General features: G+C 56.8%; 17 protein-coding genes. 13 read left to right on the plus strand and 4 right to left on the minus strand.

Annotated features, from left to right (window positions below):
• Positions 1-57: 57 nt before the first annotated feature.
• The 3 genes from Q0O07_RS07355 (at position 58) to Q0O07_RS07365 (ending at position 3,278) form a co-directional block, all read left to right on the plus strand.
• The gene (locus tag Q0O07_RS07355) at positions 58-1,110 is read left to right on the plus strand and encodes a mannose-1-phosphate guanylyltransferase (protein ID WP_295492101.1); all 1,053 of its coding nucleotides are present in this window, start codon (positions 58-60) and stop codon (positions 1,108-1,110) included.
• A gap of 212 nt (positions 1,111-1,322) precedes the next feature.
• The gene (locus Q0O07_RS07360) at positions 1,323-2,426 is read left to right on the plus strand and encodes a DUF2279 domain-containing protein (protein WP_295492103.1); all 1,104 of its coding nucleotides are present in this window, start codon (positions 1,323-1,325) and stop codon (positions 2,424-2,426) included.
• Between the two features lie 219 nt (positions 2,427-2,645).
• Positions 2,646-3,278 carry a TetR/AcrR family transcriptional regulator gene (locus tag Q0O07_RS07365; protein ID WP_295492105.1) on the plus strand — a complete coding sequence of 211 codons (633 nt, stop codon included), beginning with the start codon at positions 2,646-2,648 and terminating at the stop codon, positions 3,276-3,278.
• 2 nt (positions 3,279-3,280) lie between these two features.
• Here the strand turns inward: Q0O07_RS07365 and Q0O07_RS07370 are convergent, their stop codons facing one another.
• Together Q0O07_RS07370 and panC are read right to left on the minus strand one after the other, a co-directional pair.
• A complete protein-coding gene (locus Q0O07_RS07370) occupies positions 3,281-4,264 on the minus strand; it encodes an SDR family NAD(P)-dependent oxidoreductase (protein ID WP_295492107.1) in 984 nt (327 codons plus the stop codon).
• A gap of 147 nt (positions 4,265-4,411) precedes the next feature.
• Positions 4,412-5,251 carry a pantoate--beta-alanine ligase gene (gene panC, locus Q0O07_RS07375; protein ID WP_295492109.1) on the minus strand — a complete coding sequence of 280 codons (840 nt, stop codon included), beginning with the start codon at positions 5,249-5,251 and terminating at the stop codon, positions 4,412-4,414.
• A gap of 113 nt (positions 5,252-5,364) precedes the next feature.
• Here panC and Q0O07_RS07380 point away from each other — a divergent pair, with 113 nt between their 5' ends.
• From Q0O07_RS07380 to pdeM, 5 genes are all read left to right on the plus strand, one after another.
• The gene (locus Q0O07_RS07380; RefSeq protein ID WP_295492111.1) at positions 5,365-6,147 is read left to right on the plus strand and encodes a division plane positioning ATPase MipZ; all 783 of its coding nucleotides are present in this window, start codon (positions 5,365-5,367) and stop codon (positions 6,145-6,147) included.
• Positions 6,147-6,560 (plus strand): molecular chaperone DnaJ, encoded by a 414-nt coding sequence (locus tag Q0O07_RS07385; protein WP_295492112.1) that lies wholly within the window; start codon positions 6,147-6,149, stop codon positions 6,558-6,560. The genes Q0O07_RS07380 and Q0O07_RS07385 overlap by 1 nt, the downstream gene beginning before the upstream one ends.
• 35 nt (positions 6,561-6,595) lie before the next feature.
• Positions 6,596-7,981: a phosphoglucomutase/phosphomannomutase PgmG gene (gene pgmG / locus Q0O07_RS07390; RefSeq protein WP_295492114.1), complete on the plus strand. Its 1,386-nt coding sequence runs from the start codon at positions 6,596-6,598 to the stop codon at positions 7,979-7,981.
• Positions 7,929-10,394, plus strand: a complete 2,466-nt coding sequence (locus Q0O07_RS07395) for a ligase-associated DNA damage response DEXH box helicase (protein ID WP_295492116.1) — start codon at positions 7,929-7,931, stop codon at positions 10,392-10,394. The genes pgmG and Q0O07_RS07395 overlap by 53 nt, the downstream gene beginning before the upstream one ends.
• A 78-nt stretch (positions 10,395-10,472) precedes the next feature.
• Positions 10,473-11,168 (plus strand): ligase-associated DNA damage response endonuclease PdeM, encoded by a 696-nt coding sequence (gene pdeM, locus Q0O07_RS07400; protein ID WP_295492118.1) that lies wholly within the window; start codon positions 10,473-10,475, stop codon positions 11,166-11,168.
• On the opposite strand, the gene Q0O07_RS07405 is transcribed toward pdeM, so the two are convergent.
• The gene (locus tag Q0O07_RS07405) at positions 11,139-11,825 is read right to left on the minus strand and encodes a YggS family pyridoxal phosphate-dependent enzyme (protein WP_295492120.1); all 687 of its coding nucleotides are present in this window, start codon (positions 11,823-11,825) and stop codon (positions 11,139-11,141) included. The genes pdeM and Q0O07_RS07405 overlap by 30 nt on opposite strands.
• 23 nt (positions 11,826-11,848) lie before the next feature.
• Here Q0O07_RS07405 and Q0O07_RS07410 point away from each other — a divergent pair, with 23 nt between their 5' ends.
• A complete protein-coding gene (locus tag Q0O07_RS07410) occupies positions 11,849-12,397 on the plus strand; it encodes a thiamine phosphate synthase (protein ID WP_295492122.1) in 549 nt (182 codons plus the stop codon).
• Here the strand turns inward: Q0O07_RS07410 and Q0O07_RS07415 are convergent.
• Positions 12,394-13,143, minus strand: coding sequence for a hypothetical protein (locus Q0O07_RS07415; protein WP_295492124.1), 750 nt, complete (start codon positions 13,141-13,143; stop codon positions 12,394-12,396). The genes Q0O07_RS07410 and Q0O07_RS07415 overlap by 4 nt on opposite strands.
• Before the next feature lie 256 nt (positions 13,144-13,399).
• On the opposite strand from Q0O07_RS07415, the gene Q0O07_RS07420 reads away from it, so the two are divergent.
• Genes Q0O07_RS07420 through holA form a run of 4 tightly spaced genes read left to right on the plus strand, consistent with a single transcriptional unit; the run spans position 13,400 to position 17,878 of the window.
• The gene (locus Q0O07_RS07420) at positions 13,400-13,843 is read left to right on the plus strand and encodes a DUF3576 domain-containing protein (protein ID WP_295492126.1); all 444 of its coding nucleotides are present in this window, start codon (positions 13,400-13,402) and stop codon (positions 13,841-13,843) included.
• A gap of 5 nt (positions 13,844-13,848) precedes the next feature.
• Complete coding sequence (leuS, locus tag Q0O07_RS07425) at positions 13,849-16,374, plus strand: leucine--tRNA ligase (RefSeq protein WP_295492129.1); 2,526 nt, start codon at positions 13,849-13,851, stop codon at positions 16,372-16,374.
• The gene (lptE, locus tag Q0O07_RS07430) at positions 16,371-16,859 is read left to right on the plus strand and encodes an LPS assembly lipoprotein LptE (RefSeq protein WP_295492131.1); all 489 of its coding nucleotides are present in this window, start codon (positions 16,371-16,373) and stop codon (positions 16,857-16,859) included. The genes leuS and lptE overlap by 4 nt, the downstream gene beginning before the upstream one ends.
• Positions 16,856-17,878 carry a DNA polymerase III subunit delta gene (gene holA / locus Q0O07_RS07435; RefSeq protein WP_295492133.1) on the plus strand — a complete coding sequence of 341 codons (1,023 nt, stop codon included), beginning with the start codon at positions 16,856-16,858 and terminating at the stop codon, positions 17,876-17,878. The genes lptE and holA overlap by 4 nt, the downstream gene beginning before the upstream one ends.
• Positions 17,879-17,932 lie beyond the last annotated feature (54 nt).

Consider the following 17,932-nt stretch of genomic DNA (forward strand, 5'->3'; position numbering starts at 1 on the left):
GATCGCCCATAATCGGAAATGGCGCTTGTTAACTCATGCCCAACCGCTGGAGACTTTGTGTTCATTAGTCCTGTAATCTTGTCGGGTGGTGGCGGTACGCGTCTTTGGCCGTTATCAACGCCGCAAACGCCTAAGCAGTTTTTGGCGCTCACCGGCGCGCATACGATGTTTCAGTTGACGGTGCTGCGGGTGATGGACCGCGAACGCTTCACCGCGCCAATTATCGTCGCCAACGCCGCGCATGCGGGGATTGTCAGCGCGCAATTGGCCGAAATCGGCGTAACTGATGCGACCATCTTGCTTGAGCCCTGTGCGCGCAATACAGCGCCGGCGATTGCGCTGGCCGCACTCGCCGTAGGTACGCCAGAAACAGTTATGCTGGTGATGCCAAGCGATCATGTCATCACGGATGAAACGGCATTTCACGCGGCATCAGCGGCGCTTTTGCCTGTAGTTCAAGATGGTTGGCTCGCCACTTATGGGATCAACCCGACCGGACCCGAGACAGGCTATGGATATATCCAGACGGGTTCCGCCGTTGGTGTCGGTGTGCACGCCGTGCAACGTTTTGTGGAGAAGCCTGACGCGGCACGCGCTGCGGCTATGATTGCGGCAGGGGATCATGCATGGAATGGCGGTATTTTCCTGTTTCGCGCGGACACCTATCTTGACGCAGTGGCAATCTTCGCTCCGCAAATGGACGCATCGGTTCGCGGCGCAATGTCGAAGGCGCAGCGCGCCGGCAATCACATACATCCCGACGCCGATAGCTTCGCCTTCAGTCCCGCAGACAGTATTGATTATGCCATTATGGAAAAGGCGGAGAAGGTCGCAGTCGCTCCTGTGAGCATGGGTTGGTCAGACGTCGGCAGCTGGGACGCGTTGCACGATATCGGTGACAAGGACGCCCATGGAAACGTCCTGTCTGGCGCCGTCCGTGTCAATGAAAGTCACGGCAACCTTATTCACGCAAATGGCATCCGCGTGTCGGTGCATAATGTTGACGACTTGCTTATCATCGCGAACGGTAATGAAGTCATGATCCTGCCCCGCGGAACGAGCCAGAAAGTAAGGGATTTTGCAATCGAAGTGCCCGTCAATAATATTTAGCCAATCGCCCGCTAATCATAAGAACATTCTGCAGGGTTGCCTGCCAATCCCCATGGATGTGCGCTTCAGTTGCCGTTTAATTGGACGGGCTTGAAACGCCAAATGCATACAGAATGTCGGTAGTCAGGATTTTTAGATCTTAGACAAAACCAATTGGGCGGCCTACTAACTTGCTATACTATTCGCCGGCCAAAGCAGGAAGAAGCGCGCCTATGTTTAAAATCAGTGCCGCCTTAGGGCCCATGTCGCCGAATCGAATGAAAGTGATTGTCACTTTTATACTTCGGGGCTGCGCCTTTGGTGCCCTTTTATCATTTCCCGCTAAGGCGCAGGCGATGGATGAGCTTGCTGTTGTCGATTTCGAAGTGCTGGATAAGCTGATGGTAGCTGATCAAGCGCATGTGCCTGCACTCGGCCTGCTGACCGCGCCTGATCCTGCACCAACGGATAGCATCAACGAGGATGCTCGCATTGGGCCATTACAGGGCGAGCCTGCGTTGCCGCATGACCAAGACCGCCCGTTCAATGCGGATGTCCCACCGCGCGCTTATGCCTCATTTGGCGAAGATGTTAAGGCTATAAAATGGGAATTTGCCGCAGTGGCAGGCTATTACACTGCCCTAAATGCACCCAAGCTACTCAAAGATCCCCGCTGGCCAACAACACAGAAAGAGGGCTGGTTCGGTCGTTCAACAAAAAACCTTGGTGTCGACAAACTCGCCCATGCCTATTCCGCTTATATCATAAGCGAACTGCTCTACGGCCGTATTAAGCGTAAAGTCGGCGATGCACCGGGAATAGAGCTTACTGCAGCCGCCTTGGCGTCGGGTATAATGCTATGGTCGGAAGCTTTTGACAGCATTGAACCAACCAGCGGTTGGTCTTGGGAAGATGTTGCTTTCAATTCCCTTGGGGCGGGTTTTTCGGTGATGCGCAATTCCGTGCCGGGCTTAGAGGATAAGCTTGATTTTCGGCTGCTGATCCAGCCGAATGAGGACATCTATACCGTAAAAGGTAAAGAGCATTTTCGGCAGCAGCGTTATCTTTTTGCGATGAAACTTGCAGGTTTCAAAGCATTTAAACAGACCCCGCTCCGATATGTGGAACTGCATCTCGGTTATCGGGCTGACGACTTTTTAAATGAAGACAGGGATGCCGGAATTACGCCCAAACGGCATGTTTTTGCTGGTATCGGTATTAATCTTAAAGAATTGCTCTTTAAGAACGCCCGCACCCGCAAAGGGCGCGCGGTGGGTGAGGTGCTTGCATATTTTCAACCGCCTTTCACGAGCATGCACCACGATCTCACCAAGTGATCAAGTGAAGCCATTTCGCGATAGACCTTCCGCTTTTCCTTTCAGTTGCGCAACGCAATGTCCGAATAAATGTCCTCTTTTGGGCCTGGGACCATGTTGCTCCGTACAATCCGACAGCAATGTTCGATGCGCGAATACAGTCGCAGTTTACTGCGCAACGCGCTTGGATATCTAAAGATATTGGCGTAGCGTTGTAAAATCATCGAAGTAGCGGCGAACATGGCAACAAAAGCATCCAAGATTATCGATTTTAAAGACGTCGGCATGCCGCGCCGGTTAAGCCCGGAGGCGAGCCGGATGGCGGCGCTTGAGGCGGCGCGCAGCCTGTTGCTTGAGACAGGGCCGCAGGCGGTTACTCTAAAGGCGGTCGCCGGACAGATCGGGCGGACGCATGCTAATTTGCTGCATCATTTTGGGTCTGCGTCGGGGCTTCAGCGGGCGTTAGCGGCCTATATGGGCGAAAATATCTGTAGTAAGGTTGCAGGGGCCGTCGCACAAATGCGTGGGGGGGTGGTGACGCCGCATGAGCTTGCAGATTTAATCTTTGATCAATTCGACCGCGAAGGTGCAGGCGCGCTCGCGTCTTGGATGCTGCTGTCCGGAAATGAAGACGCGCTCGACCCCATTGTGGAGGCAATCCACAAGCTGGTGGACGAAATTGCCGAAGACGGGCACGCCGACACCTCGCTGCATGAGCTGACCCTTGAGATGGTACTTATGGCGCTTGGTGATGCCTTGCTGGGCGGGCCCTTGTCGGCGGCGCTTGGCTTGCCGCGCACGGCGGGAAGGCAGATTGCTGGCCGAAAGCTGGCGGCCGCGTTCGATGAGGTGCAGGCACAGTTGAAGCCGTAAGTTTACGACTCAGCTGCGTAATGCTGCCGATACCAATCGGCGAATTTTTGCAGACCTTCGGCCAGCATGACCTTTGGCTTGTAACCCGTGAGCGCGTGGAGCTTCGACACGTCGGCATAGGTCGCGGTGACGTCGCCCGGTTGCATGGGCCGCATAATTTTGACCGCCTCTCGCCCGATCGCCTTTTCGAGCGTCTCGATCATGTCCATCAGGCCAACCGGATGGCTATCGCCAATGTTCAGAATCCTGTGTTCGCCGCGTGCAGGCGGGTGATCGAGCGACCCGATGATGCCGTCAACAATGTCGTCGATATAGGTAAAGTCACGCGCCATCTCACCATTGCCGTAAACCTCAATCGCCTCACCGCGCAGGATTTTTTGCGTGAAGCTGAAATAGGCCATGTCGGGCCGTCCCCAAGGGCCGTAAACGGTGAAGAAGCGCAGGCCAGTCTGCGGAAAGCCATAAAGTTTGGCATAAGACTGGCTCATCAATTCGCACGCGCGCTTGGTCGCGGCGTACAGCGACACAGGGTCGTTGGCGGGTTCATCCTCCTTAAAGCCTTCGCCGCCCCGTGGTTTATCACCATAGACCGAGCTCGACGAAGCGTAGACCAGATGTTCAAAGCCCTCGGCGTGCCGGCACGCCTCCATCACCGACAAATGACCCGCCAGGTTGGACCGTTCATAGGCGAAGGGGTTTTCAAGGCTGTAGCGGACGCCCGCCTGCGCCGCGAGATGCACCACGCGCACAATATTATTGTCGCGAACCATTTCCTGCATCTTGTCGGCGTCGGCGATGTCGAGGCGTTCAAAGGCGAAGCTATTTATGCCGCTAAAGGTCGCAAGCCGCGCTTCTTTCAAGGCGGGGTCGTAATAATCATTGACGATGTCGACGCCAATGACCCGCTCGCCGCGGGCCAACAACCGGTGCGCCACGGCGTGGCCAATAAAGCCAGCAGCGCCTGTTACAAGGATGGGGGTCGGCATCTCAAACACTATCCTCAGCTATAAAAAGCACATTCGCGGCGTCCAGCGGAAGCATAGATTCCCACCTCATGCCCAATGCCTTAACACCCGGCCGCGATTAAGCAAAATTCGCGCAGCCGCCGGAGCCTCCAAAAACCGCGCTGAGCGCTAAATCGCCAGATTATCAATCAACCGCGTCTTGCCCATCTTGGCCGCGGCCAAGAGCCGCGCTGGCCCGCCGTCGAAATGCTGCAGTTCTTCCAAGGTCATAGCATCTGCCAGCGCAAAATAATCCACCCGCGCAAAGCCGGCGGCGAGGAGGTCGGCCGAGGCCTTGGCAAGTGTTTGGCCGACATCATCCCCTGCACGGATCTGCGCCGCGGCTTGGCCCAAGGCAACTGGCAAAGCCAAGGCCGCCGCCCGTTCGTCTGCCGTGAGATAGGCGTTGCGCGACGACAGAGCGAGGCCATCGGCGTCACGCACAATCGGAACCCCTAATATGTCCAACGCGAAGTCAAGATCACGCGCCATCTGCCGGATGACGGCCAGTTGTTGAAAATCCTTTTCTCCGAAAAGTGCAACATCCGGCTGAACCTGATTAAACAATTTGGCGACCACCAGCGCAACGCCGTCAAAATGGCCGGGCCGCGCTGTGCCGCAATAGCCATTGCTTGGGCCATCGACATGCACTTGCGTTGCAAAGCCCGTTGGATACATCGCAGCCACTTGTGGCGCCCATAATATATCAACCCCAGCCGCGCGCAGCAATTCAGCGTCACGTTCCATCGTGCGTGGATAGGATTCGAGATCTTCATTCGGTCCAAATTGGGTCGGGTTGACGAAGATCGACACAACCACCGCATCCGCGCTTTGCCGCGCCTGTTCGACTAAGGTCATATGGCCGTCATGCAACGCGCCCATGGTCGGGACTAACGCAATGCGCCGCTTGGCGTCACGCAGCGCCGCAATATGGTGCCTTAATGCGTCAAGCTGATTGATGGTTTGCACGTCCACGTCGCCTTGTTTATTGGCCTTTGTTGAACCCGCCTATGCGGGAGGGTGCAGCGACAATTCAAGGCAAATGTCGCGGCGTACAATATTTGGGGCAGATCTGGGGAATTATGGCCAAGGCACATCACATCGTTTTTGCGAATGAAAAGGGCGGGACGGGCAAGTCAACCACCGCAGTCCATGTCGCCATAGCTCTGGCGTCACGCGGCGCGCGGGTGGCGTGCATCGATCTGGATTCGCGCCAGCGCACCTTATACCGCTATCTGGAAAACCGGCGCGACACGATGACGCGGCGCAAAATAACTTTGCCGATGCCCGTGTTCGAAGTGTTCGAGCATGATTCGCAGGCCAGTTTGGAGCAGCAGGTGGAGCGCCTCGGCGCAGAAAATGATTTTCTTGTGTTTGACACGCCCGGACGCGATGATCCTTATGCGCGCTTTGTTGCGACGCGCGCCAATACGTTGGTTACCCCCATTAACGACAGCTTTGTCGACTTTGACCTGATTGGCCAAGTGGATACCGAAAACTTCAAATTGCGCAAGTTAAGCTTCTATGCGGAGCTTATCTGGGACGCGCGTAAGGAACGCGCCAAGATCGATGGTGTCACCATCGACTGGATCGTGGTCCGCAACCGCCTGCACAATATGGAGGCGCGTAATCAGCAGCGCATGACTGATGCACTTGCCGAATTATCCAAGCGGGTTGGTTTCCGTTCGATACCCGGCCTGAATGAACGCGTCATTTATCGTGAGCTGTTTCCGTCCGGCCTGACGTTAATCGACAAGGGCCATCTGGGCCAATTGGCGACCGGACATATTGTCGCACGACAGGAACTGCGGGAATTGGTCACTGGCCTTGCGCTACCCGAAATACCGCAAGCAGCTTTAGTATAATGACATTTTTGGCCATTTTGGCTCTGCTTGCACTTGGCTGGGCCGTGTGGAAGGGCAAGCTTCAAAAGCAGCAATTGCTGCCTATTTTGCTCGGACTATCCGGCGCCCTTCTTGCATCGCGGGGAAGCCTGATAATCGGTGTGGCTGCGATAGGGATAGCCGTTCTCTGGTATCGCGGCCTGACATTGCGGCTGTTCAGTTTTGGCGCCAAACGCGGCAAGCCGTCGGATATCGATGATGCCCGTTTCCTGCTGGGCGTGTCGCGTTTTGACAATGCAGAGCGGATTCGCGAACGTCACCGCACCCTGATTGCGCAAAACCATCCAGACACCGGCGGCAGCGACGGACGCGCCGCCGAATTGAATAAAGCGCGCGACATTTTGTTGGATGACTTTGACAATAAACGGCGGTAACGGCCAATTTCTTTTCCGCACATACAGGACATTCCATGGCGCACCATTTCCACCCCACCTCGCTTCGTGAATATGACATTCGCGGTATCATCGGCGAAACTTTGGGGGAGGCCGACGCCTATGCCATTGGCCGGGGGTTCGGCAGCTGCCTTGTCCGCGCTGGCGGTAAAAAGGCGGTCATAGGCTATGACGGGCGGGTAAGCTCACCCATGCTTGAGGAAGCTTTGGTCAAAGGACTGAACGACAGCAATGTTGATGTCGTGCGCATCGGCATGGGCCCAACGCCCATGCTATATTATGCTGAGGCCGTATTGGATGACGTTGATGGCGGCATAGAAATAACCGGAAGCCACAACCCCGCCAATTATAACGGCTTCAAAATGGTCCTTATGGGTAAACCGTTTTTCGGGGCCGATATCCAAAAAATTGGCCGTATGGCGGCCGCCGAGGATTGGGTGAACGGAACGGGCACTTCGGAACATCTCGATATCCTTGACCAATATGTCGCCCGCGTGGCGCAAGCCGCTCCACAAAAGGCATTTCGCATCGGTTGGGATGCGGGCAATGGGGCGGCGGGACCGGCAATTGAAAAGCTGGTCAAGATGTTACCTGGAGAGCATCATCTCTTATTCACAGAAGTGGATGGCCAATTTCCCAATCATCACCCGGATCCAACCGAGCCTGCCAATCTGGTCGATTTGCAGCGGCTTGTCGCGGAAAAGAAGCTCGATTTTGGAGTGGCTTTTGACGGCGATGGTGACCGTATCGGTGCCATTGATGGCGAAGGCCGCGTTATCTGGGGCGACCAATTGCTGCAAATCTATGCTGCAGATGTGCTGGGCGAAGTGCCCGGCGCCACGATTATTGCCGATGTAAAAGCTTCTCAGGCCTTGTTCGACTGCGTCAGCGCATTGGGCGGTCAGCCAATGATGTGGAAAACTGGCCACAGCCTCATTAAGTCCAAAATGAAAGAAACGGGATCGCCGCTCGCGGGTGAAATGAGCGGGCATATCTTCTTCAAGCATGAATATTATGGTTTTGACGATGCGATTTATGCCGCTGTGCGGCTGATGTCCGCTTCGGCCAAGCTGGGCAAAAGCGTGACGGAGTTGCGCAGCGAAATGCCGGAGATGATCAACACCCCCGAAATGCGTTTCCAAGTCGACGAGAGCCGCAAATTTGCCGTGATTGACGAAGTGCTTGCACGGTTGTCGGCGGACGGCGCGGATGTGAACAACACCGACGGCGCGCGCGTCAATACGCCCGATGGCTGGTGGCTGTTGCGCGCATCGAACACGCAAGACGTGCTCGTCGCCCGCGCCGAGGCATCTTCGCAAGATGGTCTCGAACGGCTGATGGCGCAAATTGATGCGCAATTGGCGGCATCAGGGCTGGAACGCGGGGAAACTGTCGGGCATTAAGCTCGGCGTGAGTTTACCCCCCATCATTCTCAATTGGTTCGCCGCGCGCGGGTGGCAGCCGCGACGGCATCAATTGGAGATGCTCGACGCGGCACGGGATGGGCGGCATGCCCTGCTGGTGGCCGCGACGGGTGCGGGTAAGACGCTAGCGGGGTTTTTGCCGAGCCTTAAGGATTTGATTGCCGACCCGTCAGACGGCCTCCACACCCTCTATATCTCCCCACTGAAGGCATTGGCCACTGACGTGCGCCGCAATCTGCTGATCCCGATCGAGGAAATGGGCTTGCCGATCCGCGTTGAAGCACGGACGGGCGATACGCCGTCGGACCGCAAGGCGCGGCAGCGGGTTAAGCCGCCGCATATATTGCTGACCACACCTGAATCGCTGTCGTTGTTGCTCAGCCATGAAGACAGCGTGCACATGTTCGCCACGCTAAAACGCGTCATTGTCGATGAGGTTCACGCCTTCGCCAATGGCAAGCGCGGGGATCTACTCAGCCTATCACTCGCGCGGTTGCAAACGCTTGCGCCGGACCTGCAACGTGTGGCGCTTTCGGCTACCGTGGCCGACCCCGATGACTATCGCGCATGGCTCGCGCCTTATGGCGACATGGATCAGGTGCGCTTGGTCGAGGGCGAGGCCGCGGCAGAACCTGACCTGACGATCCTGTTGCCAGAGGGCCGCGTACCATGGGCGGGGCATAGCGGGCAGCATGCGATACCGCAGTTGATTGACGAAATCGGGCGCAACAAAATCACTTTGATATTTTGCAACACCCGCTTCCTCGCAGAATATATTTTCCAGAAATTATGGGACGCGAACGAACCCAAATATGCCATTGGCATTCACCACGGGTCTTTGTCGGTCGAGGCGCGGCGCAAGGTCGAGGGCGCGATGGCCGAAGGTAAATTGCGCGCCTTGGTCTGCACGTCCAGCCTTGATTTGGGTGTCGACTGGGGCAATGTCGACTGCGTGATCCAAATGGGCGCGCCCAAGGGTTCGTCGCGTTTGTTGCAGCGTGTTGGCCGGTCCAACCACCGGATGGACGAACCCAGCAAGGCCATTCTGGTCCCCGGCAATCGTTTTGAATATCTGGAAGCGCAGGCCGCTTTTGACGCAGTGGCAGAGGGCGTGCGCGATGGCGAAACCTTCCGCCCCGGAAGCCATGATGTCTTGGCGCAACATGTCATGGGGATCGCCTGCGCCGGACCCTTTGACGAGAGCGCATTGCTGGCCGAGGTGCAATCGGCCTTACCTTATTCAGGCATCGATGCGGCGACCTTTGCGCGCGTCATCGCCTTTATCGCAACCGGCGGATATGCGTTGAAAGCCTATGACCGCTATAAGAAATTGGTCAAAGACCCCGATGGCCGGTGGCGCCTATCGCACCCGCAATTGGCTGCGCAGCATCGGTTTAACGCAGGGATCATCGTCGATGCGCCAATGCTGGAGATCCGGTTCCGCAATGGCCGCAAATTGGGCAAGGTTGAGGAATCTTTCGCCGCCACATTAAGCCCCGGCAACTGCTTCACCTTTGCCGGCATGGCGCTTGAGGTCGAATCGATCAAAGACCTTGACCTCATCGTCCGCGCCGCGACCAAGCCCGCGAGTAACATCCCAAGCTATATGGGCACGCGCTTGCCGCTGACCACGCATCTGGCGGAGCGCGTGCGGCAGATGCTCACCGACAGGCCGGGCTGGGCGCGCTTTCCCGACGACGTGCGCGAATGGTTGGAGATGCAAGATTATCGCAGCCAGATGCCGCAAGCGGGACAATTGCTGGTCGAAACCTTCCCGCACGACAAACGCTATTATATGGTGGCCTATCCGTTCGAAGGGTGGAACGCGCACCAGTCACTGGGCATGCTGATCACGCGGCGAATGGAGAGCCGGGGCCTGATGCCCATGGGCTTTGTCGCGAGCGATTATGCCTTGGGCGTGTGGAGCCTTAAGCCCATCACCGACCCAGGGCCTTTATTTTCTGCCGACATATTGGCCGATGAATTTGTGGACTGGGTGGAGCAGAGCTATTTGCTCAAACGCGCCTTTCGCGAAGTGGCGGTGATTAGCGGGCTTGTCGAACGGCAGGTTCCCGGCAAGCGCAAGACGGGCAGGCAAGTGACCTTTTCCACCGACCTGATTTATGATGTGCTGCGCAAATATGAACCCGCCCATCTGTTGTTGGAGGCGGCATGGGCCGATGCGCGGGCGCGGTTGACTGATGTCGGGCGGCTTGGCGATTTTCTGGATCGCGCCGCCGATAACATGCTGCACGTCGATCTGGAGCGTGTCAGCCCGCTGGCCGTGCCATTACTAGTGATGATCGGCCGCGAGAGTGTGGCGCAGGGGTCAGTGGACGACGCTTTGTTAATGGAGGCGGAGAGCCTCGCGGGCATTGCGATGACGCCGTAAACGCATAAAGACTAAGCTGGCGGCAGCTACGCACATCCGCTTGCAGTCGCGCACCACAATCCGCATAGCCTTGTGGCCATGGCACAAAGCTTCGAATTTGGTGGGCAGAGATTTGAGATAGCTGGAGAGGCGGCGTTATATTGGCGCGCGCAAGAGGCGTTATTGGTGTCCGACCTGCATCTGGAAAAGGCGAGCGCCTTTGCCTTAATTGGCCAAATGCTGCCGCCTTATGACAGCGTATCGACGCTTGAGGAAATAGCCACACTTTGCAGGACATATCGACCAGCAAGAATCATATCCCTTGGTGACAATTTCCACGATGATGACGGGGAACAGCGATTGGCGGAAGACGCTGCGGCGTTATTGGTGGACTTGGCCTGCAACACCGAATGGATCTGGATCACCGGAAACCATGACCGCGCGGTGTCGGGTATATGGGGCGGCAAGGCCTTTGACGAAGTGACATTGTCGGGCATCACCCTTCGGCATGAGGCGTTACGTGGCGACCCCAATCCCGAAATCTCCGGCCATTTCCATCCAAAGTTCCGGCAAGTGCTGCGCGGGCGGATGGTGAAACGGCGTTGCTTTGTGAAAACCCCGCGCAAGATGATCATGCCCGCCTTTGGTGCGCTGACCGGCGGGCTGGATGTGCAGGATGCTGCTATATGGAAAGCGTGCGACTTGACCGATGGTGAAGGGGTTGAGGCTTTGGTTGCCACACAGAACAGCTATGCCCGATTTGCCTTAAACAACGCTGGCGCGCGCGCCAAATAAGGCCGTACCGACACGAATATATGTCGCGCCCAACATGATGGCGGTTTCGAAATCATCGGACATGCCCATGCTCAATTGTGCCAATCCGTGCCGCGCGGACAATTCGGCCAAAAGCGCAAAAAAGGGCGCGGCCTCCAGTTCAGCAGGCGGAATGCACATCAACCCAGCCACCGGAATGCCCGCATCCTGCGCCGCCTTCAGCAGGTCGGGAAGTTCCGCCAAGGCACACCCGCCCTTTTGCTCTTCTGCGCCAATATTGACCTGAATGAAGCACGGCACCGCGCGCCCCAGCTTTTGCATCGCCTTGCCCAGCGCCGTGACAAGCGACAGCCGATCAACCGAATGGATCATGTCAAACAACGCAACCGCCTCTTCGGCCTTGTTCGATTGCAACTGGCCAATCAGGTGTAGCTCCACGTCCGGATGCCGCTCCTTCAGCTCTGGCCATTTGCTTGCGGCCTCCTGAACACGGTTTTCACCGAACAGCCTTTGGCCTTCTAAGATGAGTGGTTCAATGTCTTGCGCCGACCGGGTTTTCGACACCGCGATGAGGTGGATGTCCTGCGCCGGACGTCGCGCCAATGTGGCAGCGGCGTTCATACGCGTGCGGATGGCCGTCAAACGGTCGGCGGATGTTTCTATTGTCGCTTCCTGCATAGCGGATCGCTATAGGCAGTTGCATGCCGCGAAGCCACCCCTTGCCGAAAATCTGGCTCATGACCGATGCGCGTTTTGGTGATGACCAGCTGCGCGCTATTCAGCAGCTGCCTGCGCGATCAGGTGTGGTTTTCCGCCATTATCATTTGGCTACTCAACAACGTCGCGTATTGTTTGCTCAAGTGCTGCGGATTTGTCGTCGGCGCGGGCATATATTGCTGTTGGCGGGTGATGCGCGGACCGCATTGCGCTGGCATGCCGATGGCTTTCATCAGCGCAGCCTTGGTCATAGTGGCTTGCTGCATAGCGCCCCTGTTCACAATGCGCGCGAAATCGCTGAGGTAAAGCAAAGCCGCCCAGACCTTGTATTCCTCTCCCCGCTTTTCGATACCAACAGCCACCCCGGCGCGCAGCCGCTGGGTCCCTTGATGTTTCAACGGCTCGCAAAGCTTGCCGGCCCAAGGCGCATCATCGCCTTGGGCGGCATGACCCGTCAGACCGCATTCATGCTGGGCCCACGGAGCATCCATGGGTGGGCGGCGATTGATGCTTTCGGGAAAAAGACCGCTTAGAAGCGGATTTTGGTTCCAACATAAACCGCTTCGCTGTCCTTGCGGTTGTCAGGCAAGGGAATGACGCGGTCATTCTCACTGGCGTACCGGACACCAGCGGTGACATCGATCTTGCGGCTGATCGAGAAGCTGCCGCCGACATCAAGCTTATAGTCACCGGAAGCCCCGCTACCGCGAGCGGGCGGAGCCATTTCTTTATTCTGGTCAAGTTTAATATTGGTGCTGAACTTGCTTGGCTTCTGAACTGTTTCATCAAGCCGGAAGCCGCCCTTGCCAACATCGCTCAAAGGTGTCTTTGCAGCGCGGGCGTTCGCCTTGGGCAAAGTGAAATCCTGCCAACCCTTCGACGCAGTCAAACGATAGTCGACCGCAGCCAGACGTAGCCCCTTACCAGCGCCGACGTCGCTTGGTGCGATGACATTACGTATAGATACAGCACCGGCGGTCAGACGCGAATTGGCCCGCGCAGCGACGGTAATCGTGCGATTGCGCCCTTCACCAGCACTCGCCGGCGTGAAAGGGAACCGCGCATTGGGTGCAATTTGCGTAGCGGAGAATTTCTGGGCAAGCACACTGTCACCGCCAGCAGGGGTAAACATAGCGACCCAAGACGGCGCAGCCATTTGTTCCGGACTGGATGCCTTTGCGGCAAAGGCAGGGACGATCATCGGCGAAAGGGCAAGCGAAGCCGTTGCCAGCATCACTGCTGCAAAGGTCGCATATTTTCCTTTCTGTACCCGCTTCACGTTTATAGCCTTAGATTGAGCGATTCTTTTTCTTCGAGTCATGCATACGCTGCATTTCAGGGATTCAAAAGAGGCGTAATTTCAGAATCAACCTAATAACATGTTTTATCCGCAGTTGTTGCATGATGTCCACAATCGGATAGCGCATGGAAACTGACTGCAGCGTTAATTCCCCGCCGTTCAGCCGCCAGAAAGCTTGCCCCCGACATCAAGCCTCTATAGAGGTTTCCGATATTCCATTGTTCAAGGACATTTTATGCGCACCACCCGCCTGGCACTCATCGTTGCGACCAGCAGCTTAATAAGCTTAGGCCTGCTTTCCGGCTGCGGCGGCAGGGAACGTCCAAAAGCGGACCTTGCGGCCAGCCAGGTCACCACCATTGGCGTCAACAGCTATTTGTGGCGCGCATCACTTGATGCTTTGTCCTTCATGCCGTTGCTACAAACCGACTCATCGGGCGGCGTCATCGTCACCGATTGGTATGTAAACCCGCAAAGCCCCGGCGAACGGGTGAAATTGACGATTTCGATCCTCGACCAAGACCTGCGTGCCGACGCCTTGCGCGTGGCCGGCAGCCGGGAAGTCTCGCAAAATGGCCAGTGGGTCGCGGCACCATTGCGGGCGGCGACAGTGCAAAAGCTTGAAGCCGTGATTCTCACCAAGGCGCGTGACCTTCGTCGGTCGTCGATTACCGGGTAATTTCTATGTCCAATGTAGAGCGCTTTAACCCGCACGTCGCCGACGCGCGGTGGCAAAATATTTGGGAAGAGCGCAGCAGCTTCGTTGCGGATGACAATTCGACCAAACCCCGCGCTTATGTCCTTGAAATGTTTCCCTATCCTTCGGGCCGCATCCATATCGGCCATGTCCGCAATTACACGATGGGCGACGTTCTGGCACGCTACAAGCGGATGACGGGGCATGAGGTGTTGCATCCCATGGGTTGGGACGCCTTTGGCATGCCGGCCGAAAATGCGGCGATGGAGAAGAATGTCCACCCCGGCGGGTGGACGCGCGACAATATCGCAAACATGAAAGCGCAGCTAAAGCGGCTTGGCTTTGCGATTGACTGGACACGCGAGCTGGCGACCTGCGAGCCCGAATATTATGGCCATGAACAGGCCCTGTTCCTCAAACTATATGCCGCTGGCTTGGTCTATCGCAAGGAATCGGCCGTGAACTGGGACCCGGTCGACATGACCGTGCTTGCCAATGAACAAGTCATCGATGGCAAAGGCTGGCGATCTGGGGCGCCGATTGAACGCCGCAAGCTGAGCCAGTGGTTCCTCAAGATCACCGACTTTGCAGATGAACTGCTCACGGGGCTTGGTGCGCTTGACCAATGGCCAGACAAGGTGCGGTTGATGCAGGAAAACTGGATCGGCAAATCGCAAGGCTTGAAATGCACCTTCCATTTCCCCGGGGGGGATGGCGGCATCGACGTTTTTACAACGCGGCCTGATACAATGTTCGGCGCAAGCTTTGTCGCTATTGCCGCCGACCATCCCGTCGCGCAAACGCTGGCCGCCAATGCACCCGATTTGCAGGCATTTATCGAGGAATGCCGCAAGGGCGGCACCACCGCCGCCGACATTGAAACTGCTGAAAAACGTGGGTTTGATACAGGCTTGACCGTCGAACATCCGCTCGATTCAAGCTGGCATTTGCCGGTCTATGTCGCGAATTTCGTGTTAATGGATTATGGCACCGGCGCCGTCTTTGGCTGCCCCGCACATGACCAACGCGACCTTGATTTTGCCCGCAAATATGATTTGCCCGTCACCCGCGTTGTCGCTGATGGCGATTTGATCAATAGCGCCTTTGCCGGCGATATTGCCTTCACTGGCCCCGGCACAATCGTCAATTCGCGCTGGATGAATGGCATGACGATTGATCAGGCGAAGGCCGATGTCATCGCACGCGCGCAGGCCGAAGGTTGGGGCATTGGCCAGACGCAATATCGCCTGCGCGATTGGGGCGTTTCGCGTCAGCGTTATTGGGGCACACCCATTCCCATCATCCATTGCCAGACCTGCGGCATAGTGCCGGTGCCGGATGACCAATTGCCGGTAACCTTACCCGAAGAGGTCAGTTTCGACATTCCCGGCAACCCGCTGGATCGGCATCCCAGTTGGAGCAAGGTCGATTGCCCAAGCTGCGGTCAGCCTGCGCGGCGCGAAACAGACACGCTCGATACTTTTGTCGATTCAAGCTGGTATTTCATTCGCTTTGCCAGCCAGCCACATGACAAGCCATTTGAACGCACGGTTGCGGAAAAATGGCTCCCGGTAGACCAATATATTGGCGGCGTTGAACATGCCATTTTACATTTGCTCTACGCCCGTTTCTGGACGCGCGCATTGAACCATATTGGCTTGATCGACGTGAAGGAGCCCTTTGCGTCCTTGTTCACGCAAGGCATGGTCACGCACCAAACCTATCAAGACGCCAAGGGCAGTTGGCTGAGCCCCGATCAGGTGCGTCGCGAAGGGGACATCTGGACCATCATCGATAGTGGCGCTCCTGCGGTTGCTGGCCGTATCGAGAAAATGTCCAAGTCCAAAAAGAATGTCGTCGATCCCGATGACATTGTGGATCAATATGGCGCTGACGCCGTGCGCTGGTTCATGCTCTCCGACAGCCCGCCCGAACGCGATCTGGAATGGTCCGAAGCAGGCATCGAGGGGTGCTGGCGCTTTGTGCAACGTCTGTGGCGTCTGACATCACAAGTGAGCGGTGCCGATGGGGCGGACAAAGCCTTGGACCGCAAAACGCATCAGGTGATCGCTGGCGTCGGCGCAGATATCGAGGCGCTGGCCTTTAACAAGGCCGTGGCAAAGATTTACGATCTGGCCAACATTATTGAAAAAGCCCCGCCATCGGCCAGCCGCGATTCTGCCATCCGCACGATCCTATTGCTGTCATCACCCATGGTTCCGCATTTGGCCGAAGAAGCGTGGACTCAGCTTGGCGCAGAACTGGGTGGCGGTCTCATCGCTGACGCTACATGGCCAGCGTTAGATCCGGCCCTGCTTGAAGAGGACGAGGTTACCATCGCCATTCAAGTGAGGGGCAAATTGCGTGATACGCTGACGGTCGCCAAGGGCTTGCCGCAAGCCGAGATAGAGGCGCTTGCGCTGGCCAGCCAAAAGGTTCAGATTGCCATTGACGGCGGCGATATCAAAAAAATCATCGTCGTTCCCGACAGGCTGGTCAACATCGTCTTATGAACCGTTTCTTCGCCCCCTTGATGCTTGCTTTCCTACTGCCTGCGTGCAGTTTGCAGCCATTGTATAGCGGTGGGTCAAAGGGGGCGGTGGCGCGTGCATTGGGAACCATCAGCGTCGCACCAATCGAAGGCAAAAACGGTTGGCTGATGCGCAATGCATTGACCGACCGGCTTGGCGCTCAAGACAGCAATTCTGGCCAATTCCGCTTGGTTGTTGTACTGGATGACCAAATTGAAGGTTTCGGCGTGCGCGCGGATGATACGATCACGCGGGAACGCCGGACTTTGCGTGCACGCTATCAACTTGTTTCGGTCGCGACGGGTGAGACTGTGCTGGATATGACCGCAGGATCGGACGCTGGCATTGACGTAGTCAGCTCGGAATATGCAACGATAGCTGGCGAAAACAGTGCGCTTGAAAACCTGACACAAAAGGTAGCGGATCAGATTTTCACCCGGCTTTCTATTTACGCGCGCGGCGAATGAGCAGCGCAAAAGAGCGTAGCTTTATCAATGCCATCAGTGCACGCTCTGACGTTCGGCTGTTTTTCATATTCGGGCAGGACGAATCGGCTGTGGCCGATATTGCCGGGCAAATGTCGGCGCAACTGGCAGGCTCGGAACGCATTGATATCGACAGCGACCGTATCCGCAATGACCCGGCCCTGTTGGCGGACGAGGCATCCGCGCTATCGCTGTTCGGCGATAAAAGGCACATCCGCCTCAATTTCCGCCGCGATGAGGGTTTAGCTGCAGTCGAGAATTTGCTCGCGCTTGAAGGCGACATAAGCCCGGTTATCGCAAGTGCCGGTAATTTGACCAAGGCGAGCAAATTGCGGAAGTTGCTGGAGGCGCATCCCCGCGCCATGACCCACATCTGTTATTTACCCGAAGAGGGCGACGCCGCGGCCGCAGTCATGGCTTATGCGGCCACCACTGGGTTGAAGATCGATCGACCACTTGCCGCGCGTATTGCGCGCTACACAGGGCAAGACCGCAAGTTGGCGCAGGCCGAGATCGAAAAGCTATCCCTATATTATGATGCGTCACCGCAGCGTCCCGCCACGGTCGAAATAGCTATATTCGAAGCCCTATCGGCGGAAACTGGCGAAGAAAATATCAACGGTCTCGTCCATGTCGTGATGGGCGGTGACTTGCGCGGTACGGGCCGCGAACTGGCCGCCGCACGTGACATGGGTGTGGACGCCATTCGCATCATCCGCGCCATGCAACGCCGCGCGACAACACTCGCCGCGATGCGGACAAAGGTCGACAATGGTGCAAATCCCGGGGCAGTGGTTAAGGCCACGCGTTCGATATTCTGGAAAGATGCCGACAGCTTCGCACAGCAACTTATGCGCTGGCCAGCCGTTCGGCTTGCCGGGCTAAACAGCCATTTGCTCGAGGTTGAGTCAAAGTTGATGCACGTCCGCGACGGGCTTGCCGTTACGATATTGGAAGAAGAGCTCGTCCGCATTGCCCGCGCAGCAGCACGTCGCGGCTAACCACCGTGGGCGACTTGCGGATATTTAAAGGCACCACTGTTGCGCCAGCACCTT

The sequence above is a fragment of the Sphingorhabdus sp. EL138 genome (assembly GCF_945890115.1).
Taxonomy (GTDB): domain Bacteria; phylum Pseudomonadota; class Alphaproteobacteria; order Sphingomonadales; family Sphingomonadaceae; genus Sphingorhabdus_B.